Consider the following 20411-nt stretch of genomic DNA (forward strand, 5'->3'; position numbering starts at 1 on the left):
AGGTCGGAATATGACCAGTCGTCCTCAGCGTCCTCGCTGTGTTGTTGCCTACCGATCGAAACGATCGGCAGGACTTTTCAAAGGAACCTCCAACCCAACCGCCAAGCGGTGGGCCGGGGTTGTCAATCTGGCGTTGACTTTTGGCACGCTGTTGAGTTCTCAAGGTACGGACGCTTCCTTTGTTCCCGTTTCCGGGCCCTCCGGGCGCTTCCTTCGTTTCCGACTCTATCAGATCTTTTTCCGATCCGATTTCCTCGGCGCTTTCCAGGTTTCCGCTTTCGCGTTTCCCTTTCCGGCGGCTCCGACTTTATCAGAAGTTCTGAGTCGGAATTTCCCTCCCGCTCGGTTTCCCTGGCCCCGCGTCATGGACGCGGGAGGCACACGAAGGTGCCGGGTTCCCGTCTGGAGGAGATGTAAACGTACTGGAGCGGGGCGCCCCGACGCAAATCGAGGGGCCCCGCTCCGGGCGTACGCCGTGGGTATCAGACGGGTCGTCAGACCTCCACGACCACCGGGAGGATCATCGGGCGGCGACGGTAGGTGTCGGACACCCACTTGCCGACCGAGCGGCGGATCAGCTGCTGGAGCTGGTGCGGCTCGACGACACCGTCCTGAGCGGACTTGTTCAGCGCCTCCTCGACCTTCGAGACCACGGGGGTGAAGGCCGAGTCCTCGATGCCGGAACCGCGCGCCTGGATCGTCGGACCGCTGACGATCTTGCCGCTCGACGAGTCCACGACCACGAAGACCGAGATGATGCCCTCGTCCCCGAGGATCCGGCGGTCCTTGAGCGAGGACTCCGTGACGTCGCCGACCGAGAGGCCGTCCACGTACACGTAACCCGCCTGGACCTTGCCGACGATCTTCGCGGCGCCGTCGACCAGGTCGACGACCACGCCGTCCTCGGCGATGACGATGTGGTTCTTCGGGACGCCGGTGAGGGCTCCGAGCTCCGCGTTCGCCCGCAGGTGGCGCCATTCGCCGTGGACCGGCATCAGGTTCTTCGGCTTGCAGATGTTGTAGAAGTACAGCAGCTCGCCGGCCGAGGCGTGGCCCGAGACGTGCACCTTGGCGTTGCCCTTGTGGACGACGTTGGCGCCCCAGCGGGTCAGGCCGTTGATGACGCGGTAGACCGCGTTCTCGTTGCCGGGGATCAGGGACGACGCCAGGATCACCGTGTCGCCCTGGACGATCCGGATCTGGTGGTCGCGGTTGGCCATGCGGGACAGCGCCGCCATGGGCTCGCCCTGCGAACCGGTGCAGACCAGCACGACCTCGTCGTCCGGCAGGTCGTCGAGCGTCTTGACGTCCACGACCAGGCCCGCGGGAACCCGCAGGTAGCCGAGGTCGCGCGCGATGCCCATGTTGCGGACCATCGAGCGGCCGACGAAGGCGACCCGGCGGCCGTACTCGTGGGCGGCGTCCAGGATCTGCTGGATGCGGTGCACGTGGCTGGCGAAGCTGGCCACGATGATGCGCTTGTCGGCGTTGGCGAAGACGTTGCGCAGGACGTTGGAGATGTCCCGCTCCGGCGGTACGAAGCCGGGGACCTCGGCGTTCGTCGAGTCGGAGAGGAGGAGGTCGATGCCCTCCTCGCTCAGCCGGGCGAAGGCGTGCAGGTCGGTCAGGCGCCCGTCGAGCGGGAGCTGGTCCATCTTGAAGTCGCCGGTGGCGACGGCCAGGCCCGCGGGGGTGCGGATGGCGACCGCGAGCGCGTCCGGGATGGAGTGGTTGACCGCGATGAACTCGCAGTCGAAGGGGCCCAGGCGCTCGCGGTCGCCCTCGGCGACCTCCAGCGTGTAGGGGCGGATGCGGTGCTCCTGGAGCTTCGCCTCGATCAGCGCGAGGGTCAGCTTGGAGCCGATCAGCGGGATGTCCGGCTTCTCGCGCAGGAGGTAGGGGACGCCGCCGATGTGGTCCTCGTGGCCGTGCGTGAGCACGATGCCCTCGATGTCGTCGAGGCGGTCCCTGATGCTGCTGAAGTCCGGCAGGATCAGGTCGACACCGGGCTGCTCCTCCTCGGGGAAGAGGACGCCGCAGTCGACGATGAGCAGGCGGCCGCCGTACTCGAAGACCGTCATGTTCCGGCCGATTTCACCGAGACCGCCGAGCGGGGTGACGCGCAGGCCGTTCTTGGGAAGCTTCGGCGGGGTGCCGAGTTCGGGATGCGGATGACTCAAAAGACTCTCCTCACCACACACGCCACGTACCTATAGGGCACGTGGCGCGCATGACATTCGTGCACTTGCTGTTGTCTGTTTCGTTCTTCGTATTCAGTTGTGAAGTCTGTGGTGACAGCTCTACCCCGCAGGAGCTACAGCTCTACCCCGCCGGCCGCAAGATCGATCTTGAGCTGGGCGGTCTCCTCCGCCGTCAGCTCGATCATCGGCAGTCGCAGCGGTCCGCCGGGCAGGCCCTGGAGGGCGAGCGCGGCCTTGGTGGTGATCACTCCCTGGGTACGGAACATGCCCGTGTAGACCGGGAGCAGCCGCTGGTGGATCTCGGTGGCCTTCTGGACGTTGCCCGAGAGGTAGGCGTCGAGGAGGGCACGCAGCTCGGGGGTGACCACATGGCCGACGACCGAGACGAAGCCGACCGCGCCGACCGAGAGCAGCGGGAGGTTGAGCATGTCGTCGCCGGAGTACCAGGCGAGGCCGGAGCGGGCGATGGCCCAGCTGGCACGGCCGAGGTCGCCCTTGGCGTCCTTGTTGGCCACGATACGCGGGTGCTCGGCGAGGCGCACCAGGGTTTCGGTGTCGATCGGGACACCGCTGCGGCCGGGGATGTCGTAGAGCATCACCGGGAGCTCGGTGGCGTCGGCGATGGCCGAGAAGTGCCGGTACAGGCCCTCCTGCGGGGGCTTGTTGTAGTACGGCGTCACGGCGAGCAGGCCGTGTGCGCCGGAGCGCTCGGCCGTGCGGGCCAGCTCCAGCGTGTGACGCGTGTCATTGGTGCCGATGCCCGCGACGACATGGGCCCGGTCTCCGACCGCTTCCAGTACGGCCCGTACGAGCTGGTCTTTCTCCGCGTCGCTGGTGGTCGGGGACTCGCCGGTGGTGCCGTTGACGATCAGTCCGTCGTTGCCTGCGTCGACCAGGTGGACGGCGAGCCGCTGGGCGCCGTCGAGGTCGAGTGCGCCGTCCGCCGTGAAGGGCGTGACCATGGCGGTGAGGACCCGCCCGAAGGGGGTCTGCGGAGTGGAGATCGGAGCCATGGGTAACACGCTACTCGCTGCTCAGCGCAGGGTGTCCCCTCGGGGGACGTGGCAGAGGGAGCCCGGCACTGCCTGCTCGGGGGTTCAAGCAGTGCCGGGTCCGTTTGATCAGCCTAGATGAACTTCACGAAACGCCGCAATACGGACACTTTGCGCGGGCTATCCGCACATCTGTGCCCGTACGGGCGGATTCGGGCCACTTACGGGGCGACGCGCCCGTTGGCGTTGAAGGCGGCATAGGTGAGGGGCATGAGCTTCGCCCAGTGCTCCTCCATCTTCTCGCCGACCATCTCGATCTCCCGCTGCGGGAACGACGGCACCTTCGCCTGCTCGTGCTGGGTGCGCAGACCCAGGAAGTGCATCAGCGAGCGGGCGTTGCACGTCGCGTACATCGACGAGAACAGGCCGACCGGGAGCACCGCGCGGGCGACCTCGCGGGCCACGCCCGCCGCCAGCATCTCCTGGTACGCCTCGTACGCCTGGCGGTAGGAGTCCTCCATGGCGCGCGCGGTCAGCTCCTGCTGGGCGTCGCTACCCTCGACGAACTCGTACTTCCCGGGGCGGCCCTGCTGGACCAGCTTGCGGTCGGCACCCGGCACGTAGAACACCGGCTGGAGCTCCCGGTAGCGGCCCGACTCCTCGTTGTACGACCAGCCGACCCGGTGCCGCATGAACTCGCGGAAGACGAAGATCGGGGCGCTGATGAAGAACGTCATCGAGTTGTGCTCGAAGGGGCTGCCGTGCCGGTCCCGCATCAGGTAGTTGATCAGGCCGCGGGAGCGCTCGGGGTCCTTCTGGAGCTCCTCCAGGGACTGCTCGCCGGCGGTCGAGACGCGGGCCGCCCACAGCACGTCGGAGTCGCCGGCGGTGTGCTTCACCAGCTCGACGGTGACGTCACTGCGGAAGCTGGGCTTGGGGTCTGCGGCGGGGGTGTCGGTCACCGGCGGGTCCTTCCAGTTGGTACGGCGGCGACCACTCTACGGCCCGGCACCGACAACGCCCGCCCTGACGATCCGTCACCGAATTCTTCGGCCAATTCGGGGAATTCGGGCACCAAACCCCAACTCCGTACGTCTGTACCAGTAGACGTATCAAAGTTCGACCACCCCAGGCCGCGCACCACCCACAGACAAGGAGAAGCCCCTCATGTTCCGCCGGCGTGAGCCCGTCCCCTTCGCGTTCGTCGCCGAGGCCGACGCCTTCCGTAGCAACGTCACCCCGCCGCCGCGCGAGCGTGCCGGCGTCGGCCGAATAGTGGGCCGTACGCTGGTCGGGCTCACCGTGGTGGCCGGGCTCGCGGGCTCGCTCCTGCTCGGGGTGCCCGCGCTGGAGCCGAGCCAGTCTCCGGGCCACACCGAGCACTCCCAGGCGACGGAAGGCCGCTGACTCTCCCCCCTCGCCCCCCTCGGCCCCCATCGGCCGAATGGCGTGGGAGGCACCCCCATGGCCCCCCGGAGGTGGTCGTCCGACGGCCTCCTGGGTAGCCTCACCGGGCACAGCCAATCGAGCGTGCTTGTGAGTGAGGATCAGTCGTGCCCCTGCCTTTCCTGACGGCCGACCGCGCATTCGATGCGACCGCCGACGACGTCGCGCTGCCCTTCGACGACCACGACCGCTGGCGGCGTCCCTACCGACCGGGGCCCTGGCGGGTCGGAGCGGCCGCCGTGCTGCTGCTCCTCGCCTCGTTCGTGCTGCTCGCCGCGGTGATCATCACCTTCACCGGCGGTCCGGGCGGAGCGCTCGCCGTCCTGGTCGTCGCGCTGCTGGTGATCGCCTCGGCGCTGCGGATGCTGCGGATGGGCGTCTGGGTCAGCCGGGGCGGGCTGCGCCGGGTCCGCTTCCTGAGCACCGCCACGGTGCCCTGGCAGCAGATCGCGGACGTACGGACGGTGCAGCAGCCGGTGCGGCTGCTCGGGCTGCCCCGGACCGTGCAGGGACAGGCGCTGCTCGCCTCCCGGAACGGCGGGGCGGCGCTCGGGGTGCTGCTCACCGACCACAACGCGGACTTCCTGTCGCGCGTGGAGGCGTTCGACCGGGCGGCCGACACGGTGGAGGCGTGGAGCGCGGAGTACGGGCGTCCCTGACCCGGAGCTATTCGGCTTCCCGCAGGGTGATCGCCCGCTGCATGGCCTTGCGGGCCCGCGGGGTGTCGCGGGCGTCCTGGTAGGCGACCGCGAGCCGGAACCAGCAGCGCCAGTCGTCCGGCGCCTCCTCCGTCTCGGCCTTGCGGCGGGCGAAGACCGCGTCGGCCGAGTCGCGGTCGATGCGGCCGCCCGCGGTGCGGACCAGCTCGTCGACCGGGAGGCCGCCCTCGGCCTCCAGCTCGGCGGCGAGGGCGTTGGCCCGGGTCACGAAGCGGGTGTTGGCCCACAGGAACCAGATGCCGATCAGCGGCAGCACCAGAACCGCGATCCCCATGGTGACGGTGATCAGCTTGCCGTCCTGGATGAGCATCAGGCCCCGGCTGCCGACCAGGACGAAGTAGAAGACCAGGACGGCAGCCGTGACGAAGTAAGTGATCTTTGCGCGCATGACCGGCAGTCCAGCTCAGTTCAGGTCGAGGAAGTGTTCCAGGCCGAAGGTCAGGCCCGGGGTGGACACCACGCGGCGCGCGCCGAGCAGGATGCCCGGCATGAAGCTGCTGTGGTGGAGCGAGTCGTGACGGATCGTCAGCGTCTCGCCCTCGGCGCCCAGGAGGACCTCCTGGTGCGCCAGCAGACCGCGCAGCCGGACCGCGTGGACGGGCACGCCGTCGACGTCCGCGCCGCGCGCCCCGTCCAGCGCCGTCGCCGTGGCGTCCGGCGCGGGGCCGACCCCCGCCTCGGCGCGGGCCGCCGCGATCAGCTGCGCGGTGCGCGTGGCGGTGCCCGAGGGCGCGTCCACCTTGTTGGGGTGGTGCAGCTCGACGACCTCGACGGACTCGAAGTACGGGGCGGCGAGCTGGGCGAACTTCATGGTCAGGACGGCGCCGATGGAGAAGTTCGGCGCGATGAGCACACCGGTGGACGGCGAGCCGTCCAGCCAGGTGGTGAGCTGCGCGAGGCGGTCCTCGGTCCAGCCGGTGGTGCCGACGACCGCGTGCATGCCGTGGCGCACACAGAAGTCGAGGTTGCCCATCACCGAGGCGGGGGTGGTCAGTTCGACCACCACCTGGGCGTCCGCGTCAGCGAGCGCCTCCAGCTTGTCGCCCCGGCCCAGGGCCGCCACCAGCTCCATGTCCTCGGCCGCTTCCACGGCCCGTACCGCCTCGGAGCCGATACGGCCCTTGGCGCCGAGAACAGCCACGCGCAGCTTGCTCATGTTGCTTCCTCACGTCCTTGCGTACACGTACGTACGGATTGCGTACGGATCAGGAGACCGCTTCGTGGAGGCGGTCGGCCTGCTTGTCCTTCAGCGGGCCGATGACGGACAGCGAGGGACGCTGACCCAGCACATCACGGGCCACCTCGCGGACGTCGTCCGGGGTGACCGCGGCTATCCGGGCCAGCATGTCGTCGACCGACATCTGGGTGCCCCAGCACAGCTCGCTCTTGCCGATGCGGTTCATCAGCGCGCCCGTGTCCTCCAGGCCCAGCACCGTGGAGCCGGAGAGCTGACCGACCGCGCGGCCGATCTCCTCGTCCGACAGGCCCTCGGAGGCGACCCGGTCCAGCTCGTCCCGGCAGATCTTCAGGACGTCGTGGACCTGGTTGGGCCGGCAGCCCGCGTACACGCCGAACAGTCCGCAGTCGGCGAAGCCCGAGGTGTACGAGTACACGCTGTAGGCGAGGCCGCGCTTCTCCCGTACCTCCTGGAAGAGGCGGGAGGACATGCCGCCGCCCAGGGCCGTGTTCAGCACGCCGAGCGCCCAGCGGCGCTCGTCGGTGCGGGCCAGGCCCGGCATGCCGAGGACGACGTGCGCCTGCTCGGTGCGCCGGTTGAGCAGCTCGACGCGGCCGGCCGTCCGCAGGGTGCGGGAGCCGGCGCGCGGCTCCAGCGGGACCGCGTCCGTGTCGGTGAGCGCGCCGGCCTTCTCGAAGGCCTTGCGGACCTGGCGTACGACGGTGGCGTGGTCGACGTTCCCGGCGGCCGCCACCACCAGGTGGCGCGGGTCGTAGTGCTTCTTGTAGAAGCGGGCGACCTGCGCCCGGGTCAGCGCGTTGATCGTGTCGACGGTGCCGAGGACCGGGCGGCCCAGCGGGGTGTCGCCGAGCATGGTGTGCGCGAACAGGTCGTGCACGCAGTCGCCCGGGTCGTCCTCCGTCATCGCGATCTCTTCGAGGATGACACCGCGCTCGGCGTCCACGTCCTCTTCGAGGATGAGGGAGCCGGTCAGCATGTCGCAGACGACGTCGATGGCCAGCGGCAGGTCGGTGTCGAGCACGCGCGCGTAGTAGCAGGTGTACTCCTTCGCCGTAAAGGCGTTCATCTCGCCGCCGACCGCGTCGATCGCGGCGGAGATGTCGAGGGCGCTGCGCTTGCGGGTGCCCTTGAAGAGGAGGTGCTCCAGATAGTGCGTGGCGCCGTTGAGCGTGGGCGTCTCGTCACGGGAGCCGACCTGGACCCAGATGCCGAAGGTCGCCGACCGTACGGAGGGCAGGGTCTCGGTGACGACGCGCAGGCCGCCGGGCAGGGTGGTGCGCCGGACCGTGCCGATGCCGCCCGTGCCCTTGAGAAGCGTTTGGGTACGGGCGACGGCCCGCGCCTCCGAGGAGGTGCGGGCCGTCGCCTTGGAGCTACGGGACGTCACTTGTCGGTGTCGTCCTTCTTCTCGTCGCCCTCTTCGCCCTCGACGACCGGGATCAGGGAGAGCTTGCCGCGGGAGTCGATCTCCGCGATCTCGACCTGGACCTTGGAGCCGATCGCCAGCACGTCCTCGACGTTCTCCACACGCTTGCCACCGGCGAGCTTGCGGATCTGCGAGATGTGCAGCAGGCCGTCCTTGCCCGGGAGCAGGGAGACGAACGCACCGAAGGTGGTGGTCTTGACGACCGTACCCAGGTAGCGCTCGCCGACCTCCGGCATGGTCGGGTTGGCGATGCCGTTGATCGTGGCGCGGGCGGCCTCGGCCTGCGAGCCGACCTGGGCACCGATGTAGATGGTGCCGTCGTCCTCGATCGTGATCTCGGCGCCGGTGTCCTCCTGGATCTGGTTGATCATCTTGCCCTTGGGGCCGATGACCTCACCGATCTTGTCCACAGGGATCTTGACGGTGATGATCCGCGGGGCGTTGGGGGACATCTCGTCCGGCGTGTCGATCGCTTCCATCATCACGTCGAGGATGTGGAGGCGGGCGTCGCGGGCCTGCTTGAGGGCCGCGGCCAGGACGGAGGCCGGGATGCCGTCCAGCTTGGTGTCGAGCTGGAGGGCGGTGACGAACTCCTTCGTACCGGCGACCTTGAAGTCCATGTCGCCGAAGGCGTCCTCCGCCCCGAGGATGTCGGTGAGGGCGACGTAGTGCGTCTTGCCGTCGATCTCCTGGGAGATCAGGCCCATGGCGATACCGGCGACGGGGGCCTTGAGCGGCACACCGGCGTTCAGCAGCGACATGGTGGAGGCGCAGACCGAGCCCATGGACGTCGAGCCGTTGGAGCCCAGCGCCTCGGAGACCTGGCGGATCGCGTAGGGGAACTCCTCGCGCGTCGGCAGGACCGGCACGATCGCGCGCTCGGCGAGCGCGCCGTGGCCGATCTCGCGGCGCTTGGGGGAGCCGACGCGGCCCGTCTCACCGACGGAGTACGGCGGGAAGTTGTAGTTGTGCATGTAGCGCTTGCGGGTCACCGGGGAGAGGGTGTCCAGCTGCTGCTCCATGCGGAGCATGTTGAGGGTGGTGACGCCCAGGATCTGGGTCTCGCCACGCTCGAACAGCGCCGAGCCGTGCACGCGCGGGATGGCCTCGACCTCGGCGGCCAGGGTACGGATGTCCGTGATCCCGCGGCCGTCGATGCGGACCTTGTCCTTGATGACGCGCTCGCGGACCAGCTTCTTGGTCAGCGCGCGGTACGCGGCGGAGATCTCCTTCTCGCGGCCCTCGAAGGCCGGCAGGAGCTTCTCGGCGGCCAGCTCCTTGACGCGGTCCAGCTCGGCCTCGCGGTCCTGCTTGCCCGCGATGGTGAGCGCCTGGGCGAGCTCGCCCTTGACCGCGGCGGTGAGCGCCTCCAGGACGTCGTCCTGGTAGTCGAGGAAGACCGGGAACTCGCCGGTCGGCTTGGCGGCCTTGGCGGCGAGGTCGGCCTGGGCCTTGCAGAGCACCTTGATGAAGGGCTTCGCGGCGTCCAGACCGGCGGCGACGACCTCCTCGGTCGGCGCCTCGGCGCCGCCCTTGACCAGCTGGATGGTCTTCTCGGTGGCCTCGGCCTCGACCATCATGATCGCGACGTCGCCGTCCTCCAGGGCGCGGCCCGCGACGACCATGTCGAAGACGGCGTCCTCGAGCTCGGTGTGCGTCGGGAAGGCCACCCACTGGCCGCGGATCAGCGCGACGCGGACGCCGCCGATCGGGCCGGAGAAGGGCAGGCCGGCCAGCTGGGTGGACGCGGACGCGGCGTTGATCGCGACGACGTCGTACAGGTGGTCGGGGTTGAGCGCCATGATCGTGGCGACGACCTGGATCTCGTTGCGCAGGCCCTTCTTGAAGGACGGGCGCAGCGGGCGGTCGATCAGACGGCAGGTGAGGATCGCGTCCTCGGAGGGGCGGCCCTCCCGGCGGAAGAAGGAGCCGGGGATCTTGCCGGCCGCGTACATCCGCTCCTCGACGTCCACCGTCAGGGGGAAGAAGTCGAGCTGGTCCTTGGGCTTCTTGGACGCGGTGGTGGCCGAAAGGACCATCGTGTCGTCGTCCAGGTACGCGACGGCGGAGCCGGCGGCCTGCTTGGCCAGGCGGCCCGTCTCGAAGCGGATGGTGCGGGTGCCGAAGGAACCGTTGTCGATAACGGCCTCGGCGTAGTGGGTCTCGTTCTCCACCAGCGTTTTCTCCGATACTCATCGTCTTTCGTCCCCGGGCCCGTGTGGCGGGGGGACGGTGCAGCGGAGAAGCGCTCCTGGGCTGGCCGGTCTTCGATCGAAGCATCCGGGGGCGTTGTCTCCCCGGAGGCCACTACCGAGGACCGGCGGCGGGAGGAGGCTTCTCGCTCATTCTGTGTTGCGTTGTACGACCAGACTACTGAGCGTCCGGTACGTCCCGCACGTACAGCAAAGGGAGCGGCCCCCTAATAGGTGGGAACCGCTCCCTTCACGGCGACTTACTTGGCGCCGCCGGCCGCACCGCGGCGGATGCCCAGGCGGTCGACCAGCGTACGGAAGCGCTGGATGTCCTTCTTGGCCAGGTACTGCAGCAGGCGGCGGCGCTGGCCGACCAGGATCAGCAGACCACGGCGGGAGTGGTGGTCGTGCTTGTGGGTCTTGAGGTGCTCGGTCAGGTCCGAGATGCGGCGGGAGAGCATGGCGACCTGGACCTCGGGGGAGCCGGTGTCGCCCTCCTTCTGGCCGAACTCGGACATGATCTGCTTCTTCGTAGCGGCGTCGAGAGACACTCGGTACTCCTCGTAGTCGTGATGTGCCACCGAGTGCCCCTGGTCTTTGTCTCAGGGGAGCTTCCGTTACTCGGGAGGCGGGGATCCGCTGGGCGCAGCCTCCAGAAGAATCCGAAGACGCGTACACAAACGGCCGTCACACAGCGTACCAGTACGCCGGGACTCGTCCGATCGGGGGGCGCGCGGCCGCCGGGCGTGTCCCGGGGCGGCCGCGCCGGGCCCGTCAGCCGCTGGTGAGCGAGCGGGCCCGGTCGAAGACGTCCAGGACGGCCAAGCAGAGCGGGACCAGCGAGAGCAGCACGGCGCCCTCGGCGAGGTCGAGGGTACGGCCCCAGAAGGGCGAGAGGCCCTTCTTCGGGATGATCAGGCCGATGGCGGTGATCAGCGCGGCGCCGGCGGCGACCGCCGCGGAGAGCCAGATCGTACGGATGTCCAGGGAGCCGCGGTCGCCGTAGCGGACGAAGTCGTACAGCAGGTCGCCGGGCGGGTTCAGGGAGAGGCCGAGGACCAGCAGGGCGATCGCGGCGATCCCGGCCACCAGGACGCAGGCGACCTGTGAGGTGTAGCGGAACAGACGCGCGCGCAGCAGCATGGCGAGCCCGGCCATCAGGGCGAGGAGCTGGCCGTAGAGGCTGTCCGAGAAGCCGAGGACGGCCGCCGAGCCGACCACGGTCGCGGCGCAGCCGCCGACCAGGCCGAGCAGCATCTCGTGGCCGCGCCGGGCCTGGGCGGCGATGCGCTCGGCGTCGACGGGGCGCGCGTCGGGGGTGCTGCTGGGCTCGGCGCCGAAGTCGTCGGCGGCGGCGCTGCGCGGGGAGGCGTAGCCGATGGGGAGCCGGGCGAAGCGGGCGGACAGGCCGGGCAGGAAGGCGACCAGGCCGATGGCGACCGGGGCGCAGACCGCGGCCGTCCGGGTGGCGCTGGACTCGGTGAGGATGGCCACGAAGGTGGCGAGGGTGCCGGTGGCGGCGAGGAAGGTGGCCGCCACGAACGGGGCGTCGCCGCTTGGCGTGAGCACGACCAGGGATACCGAGGCGACCAGGACGGTGACGCAGCCGAGCAGGAACTGGAGCTTGCCGGGGCCGTCGCCGCTGTCCGGGCCGATGATGCCGGAGCCCGCGATCAGCAGCAGCGGCAGCGCGCCCAGGCCCAGGGCGACGGCGCCGGCGCGGTCCGAGTAGACGCGGGCCCGGACCCCCGCGAGGGCGGTGAGCAGCAGGCCCGCGGAGCCCGCGATGACGCCGGGCAGGCCGTGCATGTCGTGGTCGACCGGGTCCGCGTACCAGAGGACGAAGCCCAGCAGGACGAGCAGCAGCACACCGCCGACCAGGCCGGCCCAGCGCAGCAGGTCGTCGCTCCACAGATGGCGGTCGCGGGTGACGGCGGAGGCGACGGCGTCCGAGACGTCGTCGAAGACGGCGGGCGGCAGCGACTCGGCGAACGGGCGCAGGCTCAGCAGCTCGCCGTCCAGGACCTGCTGGGCGGCCAGGGTGCGGGCGCCGTCGAGGACGGTGCCGTCGCGGCGCACCAGGTGGTAGCCGGTGGGCGCGCCCGCGGGCTGGGTCTGCCCGGTGAGCCGGAGGATCTCCGGATAGACGTCGGCGACGGCGATGTCCTCCGGGAGGGCCACATCGATGCGACTGTCGGGCGCCACCACCGTGACCCGGCAGAAGCCTGTCGCTGCGGTCGTACTCACGTCCTCGGACCCCCTGATTCGCGGTTGCGCACACTGCGCGCGCCACCCTACCGGGCTCCGGTGTCACAGGCTGCAAGTAGGATCACCGTCGCGCGCAGGCAGTCCCCGAAACGACCGGTCAGGGGGGCGCCGGAACGCAAGTGACCGTCCGTATTGAGGGATTGATGCTCCGGTGAGCCAGATCGTCGTCAAACGCCCGCCGCGGTCCTTGCCGCCTGAAGTGTCCTCGGACGAGCTGCGCCTGGAGGCGCCGCCGGAGTTGCCGCGCGGGCAGCAGGAGTCGATGCTGATGCAGCTCCTGCCGATGCTCGGCATGGGCTCATCGGTGGTGTTCTTCTTCATGCCCAACTCGGCGCCCTTCATGAAGATCATGGGCGCGCTGATGCTGGTGTCGACCCTGGCCATGGTCATCGCGCAGCTGGTGAAGTTCCGCAAGGGTGCGCAGGGGCAAATGGCCGATGTCCGGCGCGACTACCTCAAGTACCTCGCCCAGACCCGGCGCGCGGTGCGCAAGACGGCGCGCAGACAGCGCGACGCGCAGCTGTATCTGCACCCGGCGCCCGAGCAGTTGTGGTCGGTGGTCGCGGAGGGCTCGCGGGTCTGGGAGCGCCGGGTCGGCGACGACGACTTCGGGCAGGCCAGGATCGGCCTGGGCGCCCAGCAGCTCGCCACCCCGCTGATAGCGCCGGAGACGGCGCCGGTGGACGAGCTGGAGCCGCTGTGCGCGGGGGCGATGCAGCAGTTCCTCGCGGTGCACGGCTCGCTGGACGGGCTGCCGATGGCCGTCTCGATGCGCGCCTTCTACCACGTGACGGTCTCCGGCGACCCGGACGCCGCCCAGTCGGCGGCGCGCGCGCTGGTGGCGCAGCTGGTGACGCTGCACTCCCCCGACGACCTGATGGTCGCCGTGGTGGCGGCGCCGGGCGCGGTGGGGCGCTGGGACTGGACGAAGTGGCTGCCGCACACCCAGGTGCCCGGCCAGGTCGACGGGGCCGGCACCAAGCGGCTGTTCGGCGACGACCTGGGCGAGCTGGAGCTGCTGCTGCACAGCAGGCTGGACGGGCGGCCCCGGTTCAGCCGGGACAACCAGCCGGTCCTGGACCAGCCGCACCTGGTGGTGGTCCTGGACGGCGGGATGGTGCCGCCGGACTCCGCGTTCGCGGCCGCCGAGGGGCTCCAGGGCGTCACCATCATCGAGGTCGTGCCGGGCGAGCTCGACGAGCCGCGCGGCGGCCTCTCGGTGGTCGTGCGCCCGAACCGGCTGCGCCTGGAGTCGGGCTTCGGGATGGCGTACGAGGGGGTGCCGGACCAGATGTCGCTGCCCGCCGCCGAGGCGCTGGCCCGTCAGCTGGCCCCGCTCCAGATGGGCGGCGGGGACGACGACGAACCGCTGCTCGCCAACCTGGACTTCACGGATCTGCTCAACCTGGGCGACGCGGGCTCCATCGACGTGGCCCGCACCTGGCGGCCGCGCTCGACGGCCGAGCGGCTGCGGGTGCCGATCGGTGTGGGCGAGGACGGCCAGCCGGTGATGCTGGACCTCAAGGAGGCGGCGCAGGAGGGCATGGGCCCGCACGGCCTGTGCGTGGGCGCGACCGGCTCCGGCAAGTCGGAGCTGCTGCGCACCCTGGTGCTCGGCCTCGCCGTCACCCACACCTCGGAGACGCTGAACTTCGTCCTCGCCGACTTCAAGGGCGGCGCGACCTTCACCGGCATGTCCCAGATGCCGCACGTGGCGGCGGTCATCACCAACCTGGCGGACGACCTCACCCTGGTCGACCGCATGGGCGACGCGATCCGCGGCGAGCTCCAGCGCCGCCAGGAGCTGCTGCGCTCGGCGGGCAACTACGCCAACATGCACGACTACGAGAAGGCGCGCGCCGCGGGCGCCCCGCTGGAGCCGCTGGCCTCACTGGTCCTGGTGATCGACGAGTTCTCCGAACTCCTCACCGCCAAGCCCGACTTCATCGACATGTTCATCCAGATCGGCCGGATCGGCCGCTCCCTGGGCGTGCATCTGCTGCTCGCCTCGCAGCGCCTGGAGGAGGGCAAGCTGCGCGGCCTGGACACGTACCTCTCGTACCGCGTGGGTCTGCGCACCTTCTCGGCGGCCGAGTCGCGCACCGCGCTGGGCGTCCCCGACGCCTACCACCTGCCGTCGGTGCCGGGCTCGGGCTATCTGAAGTTCGGCACGGACGAGATGGTCCGCTTCAAGGCGGCGTACGTGTCGGGCACCTACCGCTCCGGCGGCCCCGACCTCACCGTGGGCCCGCTGCCGATCGAGCGGCGCCCCGCGGTCTTCACGGCCGCCCCGGTGCCGGTGGTCTACGCGGCGCCCGACCCGGCGGCCGCCACCCGCCCGGGCGAGGACGACGCGCTGGCGGACACCGTCCTCGACGTGATCGTGCGGCGCCTGGAGGGGCAGGGCGTGCCCGCCCACCAGGTGTGGCTGCCGCCGCTGGACGACGCGCCCTCGCTGGACCAGCTGCTGCCGGGCATCGCGCCGACGGCGGAGCGCGGTCTGAACGCGACGGAGTACACCCGCCCGGGCGGCCTGATCGTGCCGCTCGGCCTCATCGACAAGCCCTTCGAGCAGCGCCGCGAGGTGCTCTACCGCGACTTCTCCGGCGCCGCCGGCCACATGCTGGTCGTGGGCGGCCCGCAGTCCGGCAAGTCGACGCTGATGCGCACCCTGATCTCGTCGTTCGCCCTCACCCACACCCCGAACGAAGTGCAGTTCTACGGGCTGGACTTCGGCGGTGGCGGTCTGACGGCCGTCGCCGACCTGCCGCACGTGGGCGGCATCGCCTCGCGTCTGGACCCCGAGCGGGTGCGGCGTACGGTGGCGGAGGTCGCGGGCGTGCTGAACCGGCGCGAGGAGTTCTTCCGCGCCAACGGCATCGACTCCATCTCCACCTACCGGCGCCGCCGCGCGGCCGGTGAGCTGCCCGGCGAGGCCTGGGGCGACGTGTTCCTGGTCATCGACGGCTGGGGCGCCTTCCGCGGTGACTACGAGATGCTCGACGGCGTCGTCCAGGACATCGCGAGCCGGGGCCTCGGCTACGGCATCCACGTCATCCTGACCGCCTCCCGCTACATGGAGGTGCGCGCCGCGCTCAAGGACCAGATCCTGGGCCGCCTCGAACTGCGGCTCGGCGACTCCATGGACTCCGAGTTCGACCGCAAGGTCGCCGCCAACGTTCCGGTGGGCATGCCGGGCCGCGGCCAGGTGGCCGAGAAGCTGCACTTCATGTCGGCGCTGCCGCGCATGGACGGCTCCTGCGACCCCGAGACGCTCTCCCAGGCCACCGAGGCGTTCGTCCGTACGGTCAAGGAGGCCTGGCAGGGCCCGGCGGCCCCCACGGTCCGCCTGCTCCCCCGCCGCCTCCCCGCCGACCAGCTGCCGAAGGGCTTCGAGTACCCGCAGCACGGCGTGGCGATCGGTATCGACGAGACCAATCTGGAGCCGGTGTTCGTCGACTTCGAGACCGACCCGTTCTTCCTGGTCTTCGGCGAGAGCGAGTCGGGCAAGACGGCGCTGCTGCGCCACCTCGCCCAGAAGATCTCCGAGCGGTACTCGCCGGACGAGGCGAAGATCGTCGTCGGTGACTACCGCCGCTCGCTCCTGGACGCGGTCCCGGACACGCATCTGCTGGAGTACGCGCCGCTGTCCAGCGCGCTGGAGATGCACATGAACGCGCTGGCGGACCTGATGGTGCGCCGCCAGCCGCCGCCGGACGTCACCCCGCAGCAGCTGCGCGACCGCTCCTGGTGGACCGGCCCGCAGGTGTTCATCATCGTCGACGACTACGAACTGGTCTCGACGAACGCGGGCAACCCGCTCTCGGTGATGGTGGAGAACCTGCCGTTCTCCCGTGACGTGGGCGTGCGCTTCATCATCGCCCGCAGCTCGGCGGGCGCCTCCCGCTCCATGTACGAGTCGTTCATGCAGCGCGTCAAGGAGCTCGGCGCGCAGGGCGTGGTCCTGTCCGGCGACCCGAGCGAGGGCGACGTCCTCGGCAACGTCCGCCCGCGCCCGATGCCGCAGGGCCGCGGCTACTTCGTCTCCCGCAAGCGCGGCACCCCGCTGGTGCAGCTGGGCTGGCTCCCGGAGCAGTGACGGCCGGGGTGACAGTAGGAGGAACGGGCGGTGCGAGCCGCCCGCTCCAACTACCCTGACAGGCACTGAACTTCGAAGGGAACGTGCTACATGGGCAGCGAACGTGAGAAGGAAGAGCTGTACGCCCTGGACATCTCGGGCGCGGAGTGGGTGAGCGCGCCCGGTACCGAGCAGGAGGCGGAGCGGGTGGAGATCGCCCATCTCCCCGGCGGCGCGGTGGCGATGCGGTCGTCCCTCGACCCGGACACCGTGCTGCGGTACACGGAGGCGGAGTGGAGGGCGTTCGTGCTCGGGGCGAGGGACGGGGAGTTCGACCTGCGCTGACGGCGCCGGCCCGCCGGCCGGGGCATACGGAAGGGGGTCACGCCCCTCGGGCGTGACCCCCTTTCCTGCGCCTCGCTGCTGCTGTCGGCTGCTGTCAGTAAGCCTCGGTGAACAGCCGCGACGCCTTGACGTCGGTGTGGTGGTAGCTGTCCTTGCCGTGCTCGATCGTCTTGGCGATCTTCTCCAGCGTCTGCTGGATGTCGTGCGCGTCGGCCCGGTAGTCCTTCTGGACCTTCAGGTACTGGCCGTGCGCCTCACCGTCCCAGGTGTTGGCGACGACGTTGACGGCCGACTCCATGCGCGCGAGGTCGTCCGTGATGCGCTTGGAGATGGCGCGGATGCTGTTCGCGATCTCCTGGACGTTCTCATACCGGATCTTGAGGTCGGGACCCAAGTCGCCCATGTCTGCTCCTCGTGAAGTCTGAACTGTGGTGGGTGCGTACGCGCGTATGTACGTACGCGGATGAACCGCGGCGCCTGCGGGCCGGCCGCGGGCCGTGCCTAGAGGTGGTTCAGGCCGGAGGTGTTGGGCACGCCGCCGCTGGTGGCACCACCCTGGGCGTTGATCGCCCGGAACGCGGCGTCGACCTCTTCGTCGTTCTGCTGGTTGAGGTTCTTCGTACCGACCACGGCGTTGTAGAGGACGTCCAGCTTGCGGCGGATGTCGTCGTGGCGCGTGTTCAGAGTGTCCTGGGCGATCTTGAACTGATCGGCACCGGCACCGGTCCAGCCCGCGCCGACCGTGGCGATCGCGTCGGCCAGCACGCGGATCTGCTGGCTCATGTCGTGAGCGGTCTCTTCGATGGCGCTCTTGGCCTTGGTGACGGCCTCGTAGCCAATACTCTGACCACCGGGGTTGGAGCTCATTCTCTTCCCTCTCGTGAGTGTCCGAGCGAGTGTTCACGCTCGCTTGTTGCGTACACGTACCGCCGCGACGGCGCCGCCGATGAGGACGACGGCCGCGGCGATGATGGCGATGACGGTCCAGGGCGCGGAGTCCTCGTCCTGGGACTCGTTGTCCGCGGCCTTGCCGGCCTGCGGCTTCTCCTGGTCGCCACCGCCTGCCCCCTTGTCTGCTGTGTCTGCGGGAGAGGGGGAAGTCGTGGCTGCGCCGCCGCCTCGGGCGGCGAGCAGCGGATTGACGTCGGCGGGGCCCGGGTCGCCGTTGCCCTTGAGGAGGACCTGGGCGGGGCGGACGGTGCCGTACCCGATGAACTGGCTCGGCACCTTGCCGTTGTGCCCGGCGGTCTCCATCATCACGCGCAGCACCTGGTTGCCGGTCCAGTCGGGGTGGGCGGACCAGATCAGGGCGGCTGTGGCGGAGGTGAGGGCGGTGGCTTGGCTGGTGCCGTTGGTTTCGCAGTAGCCGTTGCCGTCACTGCAGTGGGACGGGATCTTGTCGCCGGGCGCGGCGAGCGCGAGTTGGCTGCCGGTAGTGGAGAACTTGGCCACCTTGCCGTCCGTGCCAATCGCCCCTACTGCCGCGACCCCGGGGGTGGCACCCGGATACTCGATGCGGTTGCCCTTGTCACCAGTGTTGCCCGCAGCGGCGAAGATCAACTTCCCTTTGCCGAGGGCGTAGGTGACGGCCGAGGCCAGCTCCTGTTTCTCGCCCTCACTGGCCGAGTCACTTCCCAGCGAAATACTGATGATGCGGGCGTCCGACTCAGCCGCGTAACGGATCGCTTTGGCAGTGATGGCCGTCCCGGCGAAGTCATGGTCTCCCACAACGGCCCTGACAGGCAGGATCTTCGCATCGGGTGCCAGTCCCTTGAGCCCCCCGTTGGCCCCGCTGCCGACGATGAGCACCGCCATGCTCGTCCCGTGCCCGCTGGTGTCCTTGCGACCATCACCGGATCCAGTGAAATCGCGGCCACCGAGCACCCGGCCGGTCAGCTCCGGCTCGGAACGAACGCCGGTGTCGATCACCGCAACCGTGACGCCCTTGCCGGTGCTGACCTTCCCCACCGCGTCCGCGTCCATCGCGTCCAAGTACCACTGCTTGGACCGCATGTCGTCGGCCAGCGCCGTCGGCGCGGTGCCGACCGAGCAGGCCAGCGCCGCAACCAGCGCGGCACCGAAGAGCGCCGAGCGGCTGCGCACTGCGCGGGCTGAGCTGAACATGGGACTGCGGACTCCTTGAGCGGCGATGGTTTGCGTACGTCAGTCGACGACCGGCGGGACGACCTTGCGGTGGTCCATCGCCCACGTCTCCTCGTCCTCGACCAGGTAGTCGGGGGCCTCGGAAGAAGTGGAACGACGCCGGTCCGTGCCTCGCTTGTTGCCGTTCACCAACCCCGTACCGCCGGGGGTGAATTCACCACGCCCGCCGAGAGACGCACGCGGAGCCCCAACAGTTCCACCCGGCTCGGAGGCCAGCCTGCGACCGCCCATGCCGGTGGCGCCACGCGGCCCGCCGACGGGGCCGTGCCCCATGCCGCCGCCCATGGGCCCACGGCCCATGCCGGTTCCGGCGCGCTCCTCGCCGACGACCGTGCCCATCGGCAGCCGGGGCGTGGAGCCACGGCCGGTCACGGGCGTGGGACGCCCGCCGGTGATGCCCTCCGGGGTGATCCCGCGCGTGGTGCCCGGAAGACCACTCGGACGAGCGATACCCGGACCGCGCGGGTTGCCTACGGCACGACCAACGGAGGGGCCCTCGCCGGGCCTGCCCACGCGGCTCGCGCCGGGAATCCGCTCCTGGCCCGCCTTGCCGAGCGGACTGGGCAGGACCGGGGTCGGGGAAGGGACAAGCGGCTGCCCCTGCACGGACGTGGGCCCCGTGGGGATCGTCGGCCGTGTCGTGGTCTCTGGAGGCGGAGTCATCGTCACGGAGTCGATAGTGGTGCGAGTCGACGGCTCATGTGGGGTGAAGGTGGACCCCACGGTCGTGTGCGACGGGGAGCTCGTCGTAACCGACGTGCCGGAGCCATGCGCAGCCGTAACCGCCACGGTGGTGTGGCCACCAGCACCGCCGGTGACGCCCCTAGCGGAGCCCGAGCCGGACCCGCTGTAGCGTCGCTCGTCCGCGAAATCCGTGCCAGGACCCCCCGGCAACGGCGCAAACCGAGGCTCAGGCTGAGCCGTGATCCGGTCCTTCGACGTGTTGTAGAACGACGCGAGCCGATTCAGCGCATTGATCGCCTCGTTCGTCTTCGGCCCCAGCGCCTTCAGCCGTGCCTTCTCCTTCTCGGGGTCGGCGTAGCACATGCCGTCCGACGCCGGGACCGCCGCCTTCGCCTCGGTCAGGGCCTGGCCCGCGCGGGCCATCTCCTGGCCGACGACCCCGGCGTACTCGCTCAGCACCAGCGTCTCCGACACCATGCCCCGGCCCCACTCGCGGAACGCGTCGCCACCGGCGCCGTGCCACTTGACCTGGTCGATGTACCAGCGCAGGTCCCGCGCGATGTCCGCGATGTCGGGCGCCGCGGCGGCCAGCGTCTCGGCCGCGCCGGTCAGTTCGGCAGGCTTGGCCGACGCCAACATCGCGTTGAGGGCCTCCAGGGACATGCCCTCGAAATTGTCCTTCGCCATCGTCATGCCCCC

At 70.1% G+C, this 20411-nt stretch carries 17 protein-coding genes; 4 read left to right on the forward strand and 13 right to left on the reverse strand.

Going from position 1 to position 20411, the window contains the following annotated elements:
• Positions 1 to 494: 494 nt before the first annotated feature.
• The 3 genes from ABD236_RS29705 to thyX form a co-directional block, all read right to left on the reverse strand.
• The gene (locus ABD236_RS29705) at positions 495 to 2180 is read right to left on the reverse strand and encodes a ribonuclease J (protein WP_344078954.1); all 1686 of its coding nucleotides are present in this window, start codon (positions 2178 to 2180) and stop codon (positions 495 to 497) included.
• Between the two features lie 134 nt (positions 2181 to 2314).
• Positions 2315 to 3214, reverse strand: coding sequence for a 4-hydroxy-tetrahydrodipicolinate synthase (dapA, locus tag ABD236_RS29710; protein WP_344078956.1), 900 nt, complete (start codon positions 3212 to 3214; stop codon positions 2315 to 2317).
• Between the two features lie 200 nt (positions 3215 to 3414).
• Positions 3415 to 4155: an FAD-dependent thymidylate synthase gene (gene thyX / locus ABD236_RS29715; protein ID WP_344078958.1), complete on the reverse strand. Its 741-nt coding sequence runs from the start codon at positions 4153 to 4155 to the stop codon at positions 3415 to 3417.
• Between the two features lie 205 nt (positions 4156 to 4360).
• Here thyX and ABD236_RS29720 point away from each other — a divergent pair, with 205 nt between their 5' ends.
• On the forward strand, positions 4361 to 4600 hold the full coding sequence (locus ABD236_RS29720) for a hypothetical protein (RefSeq protein WP_344078960.1): 240 nt from the start codon (positions 4361 to 4363) through the stop codon (positions 4598 to 4600).
• A gap of 146 nt (positions 4601 to 4746) precedes the next feature.
• Entirely contained in the window at positions 4747 to 5298 is a 552-nt protein-coding gene (locus ABD236_RS29725) for a hypothetical protein (protein ID WP_344078962.1), read from the forward strand.
• A 7-nt stretch (positions 5299 to 5305) separates the two neighbouring features.
• On the opposite strand, the gene ABD236_RS29730 is transcribed toward ABD236_RS29725, so the two are convergent.
• From ABD236_RS29730 to eccD, 6 genes are all read right to left on the reverse strand, one after another.
• Positions 5306 to 5746 carry a hypothetical protein gene (locus tag ABD236_RS29730; protein ID WP_344078964.1) on the reverse strand — a complete coding sequence of 147 codons (441 nt, stop codon included), beginning with the start codon at positions 5744 to 5746 and terminating at the stop codon, positions 5306 to 5308.
• A 15-nt stretch (positions 5747 to 5761) separates the two neighbouring features.
• Positions 5762 to 6514, reverse strand: coding sequence for a 4-hydroxy-tetrahydrodipicolinate reductase (gene dapB / locus ABD236_RS29735; RefSeq protein WP_344078966.1), 753 nt, complete (start codon positions 6512 to 6514; stop codon positions 5762 to 5764).
• 49 nt (positions 6515 to 6563) lie between these two features.
• Complete coding sequence (locus tag ABD236_RS29740) at positions 6564 to 7943, reverse strand: M16 family metallopeptidase (protein ID WP_344078968.1); 1380 nt, start codon at positions 7941 to 7943, stop codon at positions 6564 to 6566.
• Complete coding sequence (locus ABD236_RS29745) at positions 7940 to 10156, reverse strand: polyribonucleotide nucleotidyltransferase (protein WP_344078970.1); 2217 nt, start codon at positions 10154 to 10156, stop codon at positions 7940 to 7942. Before ABD236_RS29745 ends, ABD236_RS29740 begins: the two co-directional genes overlap by 4 nt.
• A gap of 278 nt (positions 10157 to 10434) precedes the next feature.
• Positions 10435 to 10725, reverse strand: coding sequence for a 30S ribosomal protein S15 (gene rpsO / locus ABD236_RS29750; protein WP_344078972.1), 291 nt, complete (start codon positions 10723 to 10725; stop codon positions 10435 to 10437).
• A 223-nt stretch (positions 10726 to 10948) separates the two neighbouring features.
• Positions 10949 to 12421, reverse strand: coding sequence for a type VII secretion integral membrane protein EccD (gene eccD, locus ABD236_RS29755; RefSeq protein WP_344078974.1), 1473 nt, complete (start codon positions 12419 to 12421; stop codon positions 10949 to 10951).
• Positions 12422 to 12593: 172 nt separating this feature from the next.
• Here eccD and eccCa point away from each other — a divergent pair, with 172 nt between their 5' ends.
• Positions 12594 to 16541: a type VII secretion protein EccCa gene (gene eccCa / locus ABD236_RS29760; protein ID WP_344078976.1), complete on the forward strand. Its 3948-nt coding sequence runs from the start codon at positions 12594 to 12596 to the stop codon at positions 16539 to 16541.
• A gap of 90 nt (positions 16542 to 16631) precedes the next feature.
• Positions 16632 to 16865, forward strand: a complete 234-nt coding sequence (locus tag ABD236_RS29765) for a DUF397 domain-containing protein (protein ID WP_344078978.1) — start codon at positions 16632 to 16634, stop codon at positions 16863 to 16865.
• Between the two features lie 94 nt (positions 16866 to 16959).
• Here ABD236_RS29765 and ABD236_RS29770 read toward each other — a convergent pair whose 3' ends face one another.
• From ABD236_RS29770 to ABD236_RS29785, 4 genes are all read right to left on the reverse strand, one after another.
• Positions 16960 to 17268, reverse strand: coding sequence for a WXG100 family type VII secretion target (locus ABD236_RS29770; protein WP_344078980.1), 309 nt, complete (start codon positions 17266 to 17268; stop codon positions 16960 to 16962).
• 98 nt (positions 17269 to 17366) lie between these two features.
• A complete protein-coding gene (locus ABD236_RS29775; RefSeq protein ID WP_344078982.1) occupies positions 17367 to 17732 on the reverse strand; it encodes a WXG100 family type VII secretion target in 366 nt (121 codons plus the stop codon).
• A 33-nt stretch (positions 17733 to 17765) separates the two neighbouring features.
• Positions 17766 to 18989, reverse strand: a complete 1224-nt coding sequence (locus ABD236_RS29780; RefSeq protein ID WP_344078984.1) for a S8 family serine peptidase — start codon at positions 18987 to 18989, stop codon at positions 17766 to 17768.
• 39 nt (positions 18990 to 19028) lie between these two features.
• Positions 19029 to 20399: a hypothetical protein gene (locus ABD236_RS29785; protein WP_344078986.1), complete on the reverse strand. Its 1371-nt coding sequence runs from the start codon at positions 20397 to 20399 to the stop codon at positions 19029 to 19031.
• Positions 20400 to 20411 lie beyond the last annotated feature (12 nt).

The organism is Streptomyces crystallinus (genome assembly GCF_039521265.1).
GTDB classification, from domain to species: Bacteria; Actinomycetota; Actinomycetes; order Streptomycetales; family Streptomycetaceae; genus Streptomyces; species Streptomyces crystallinus.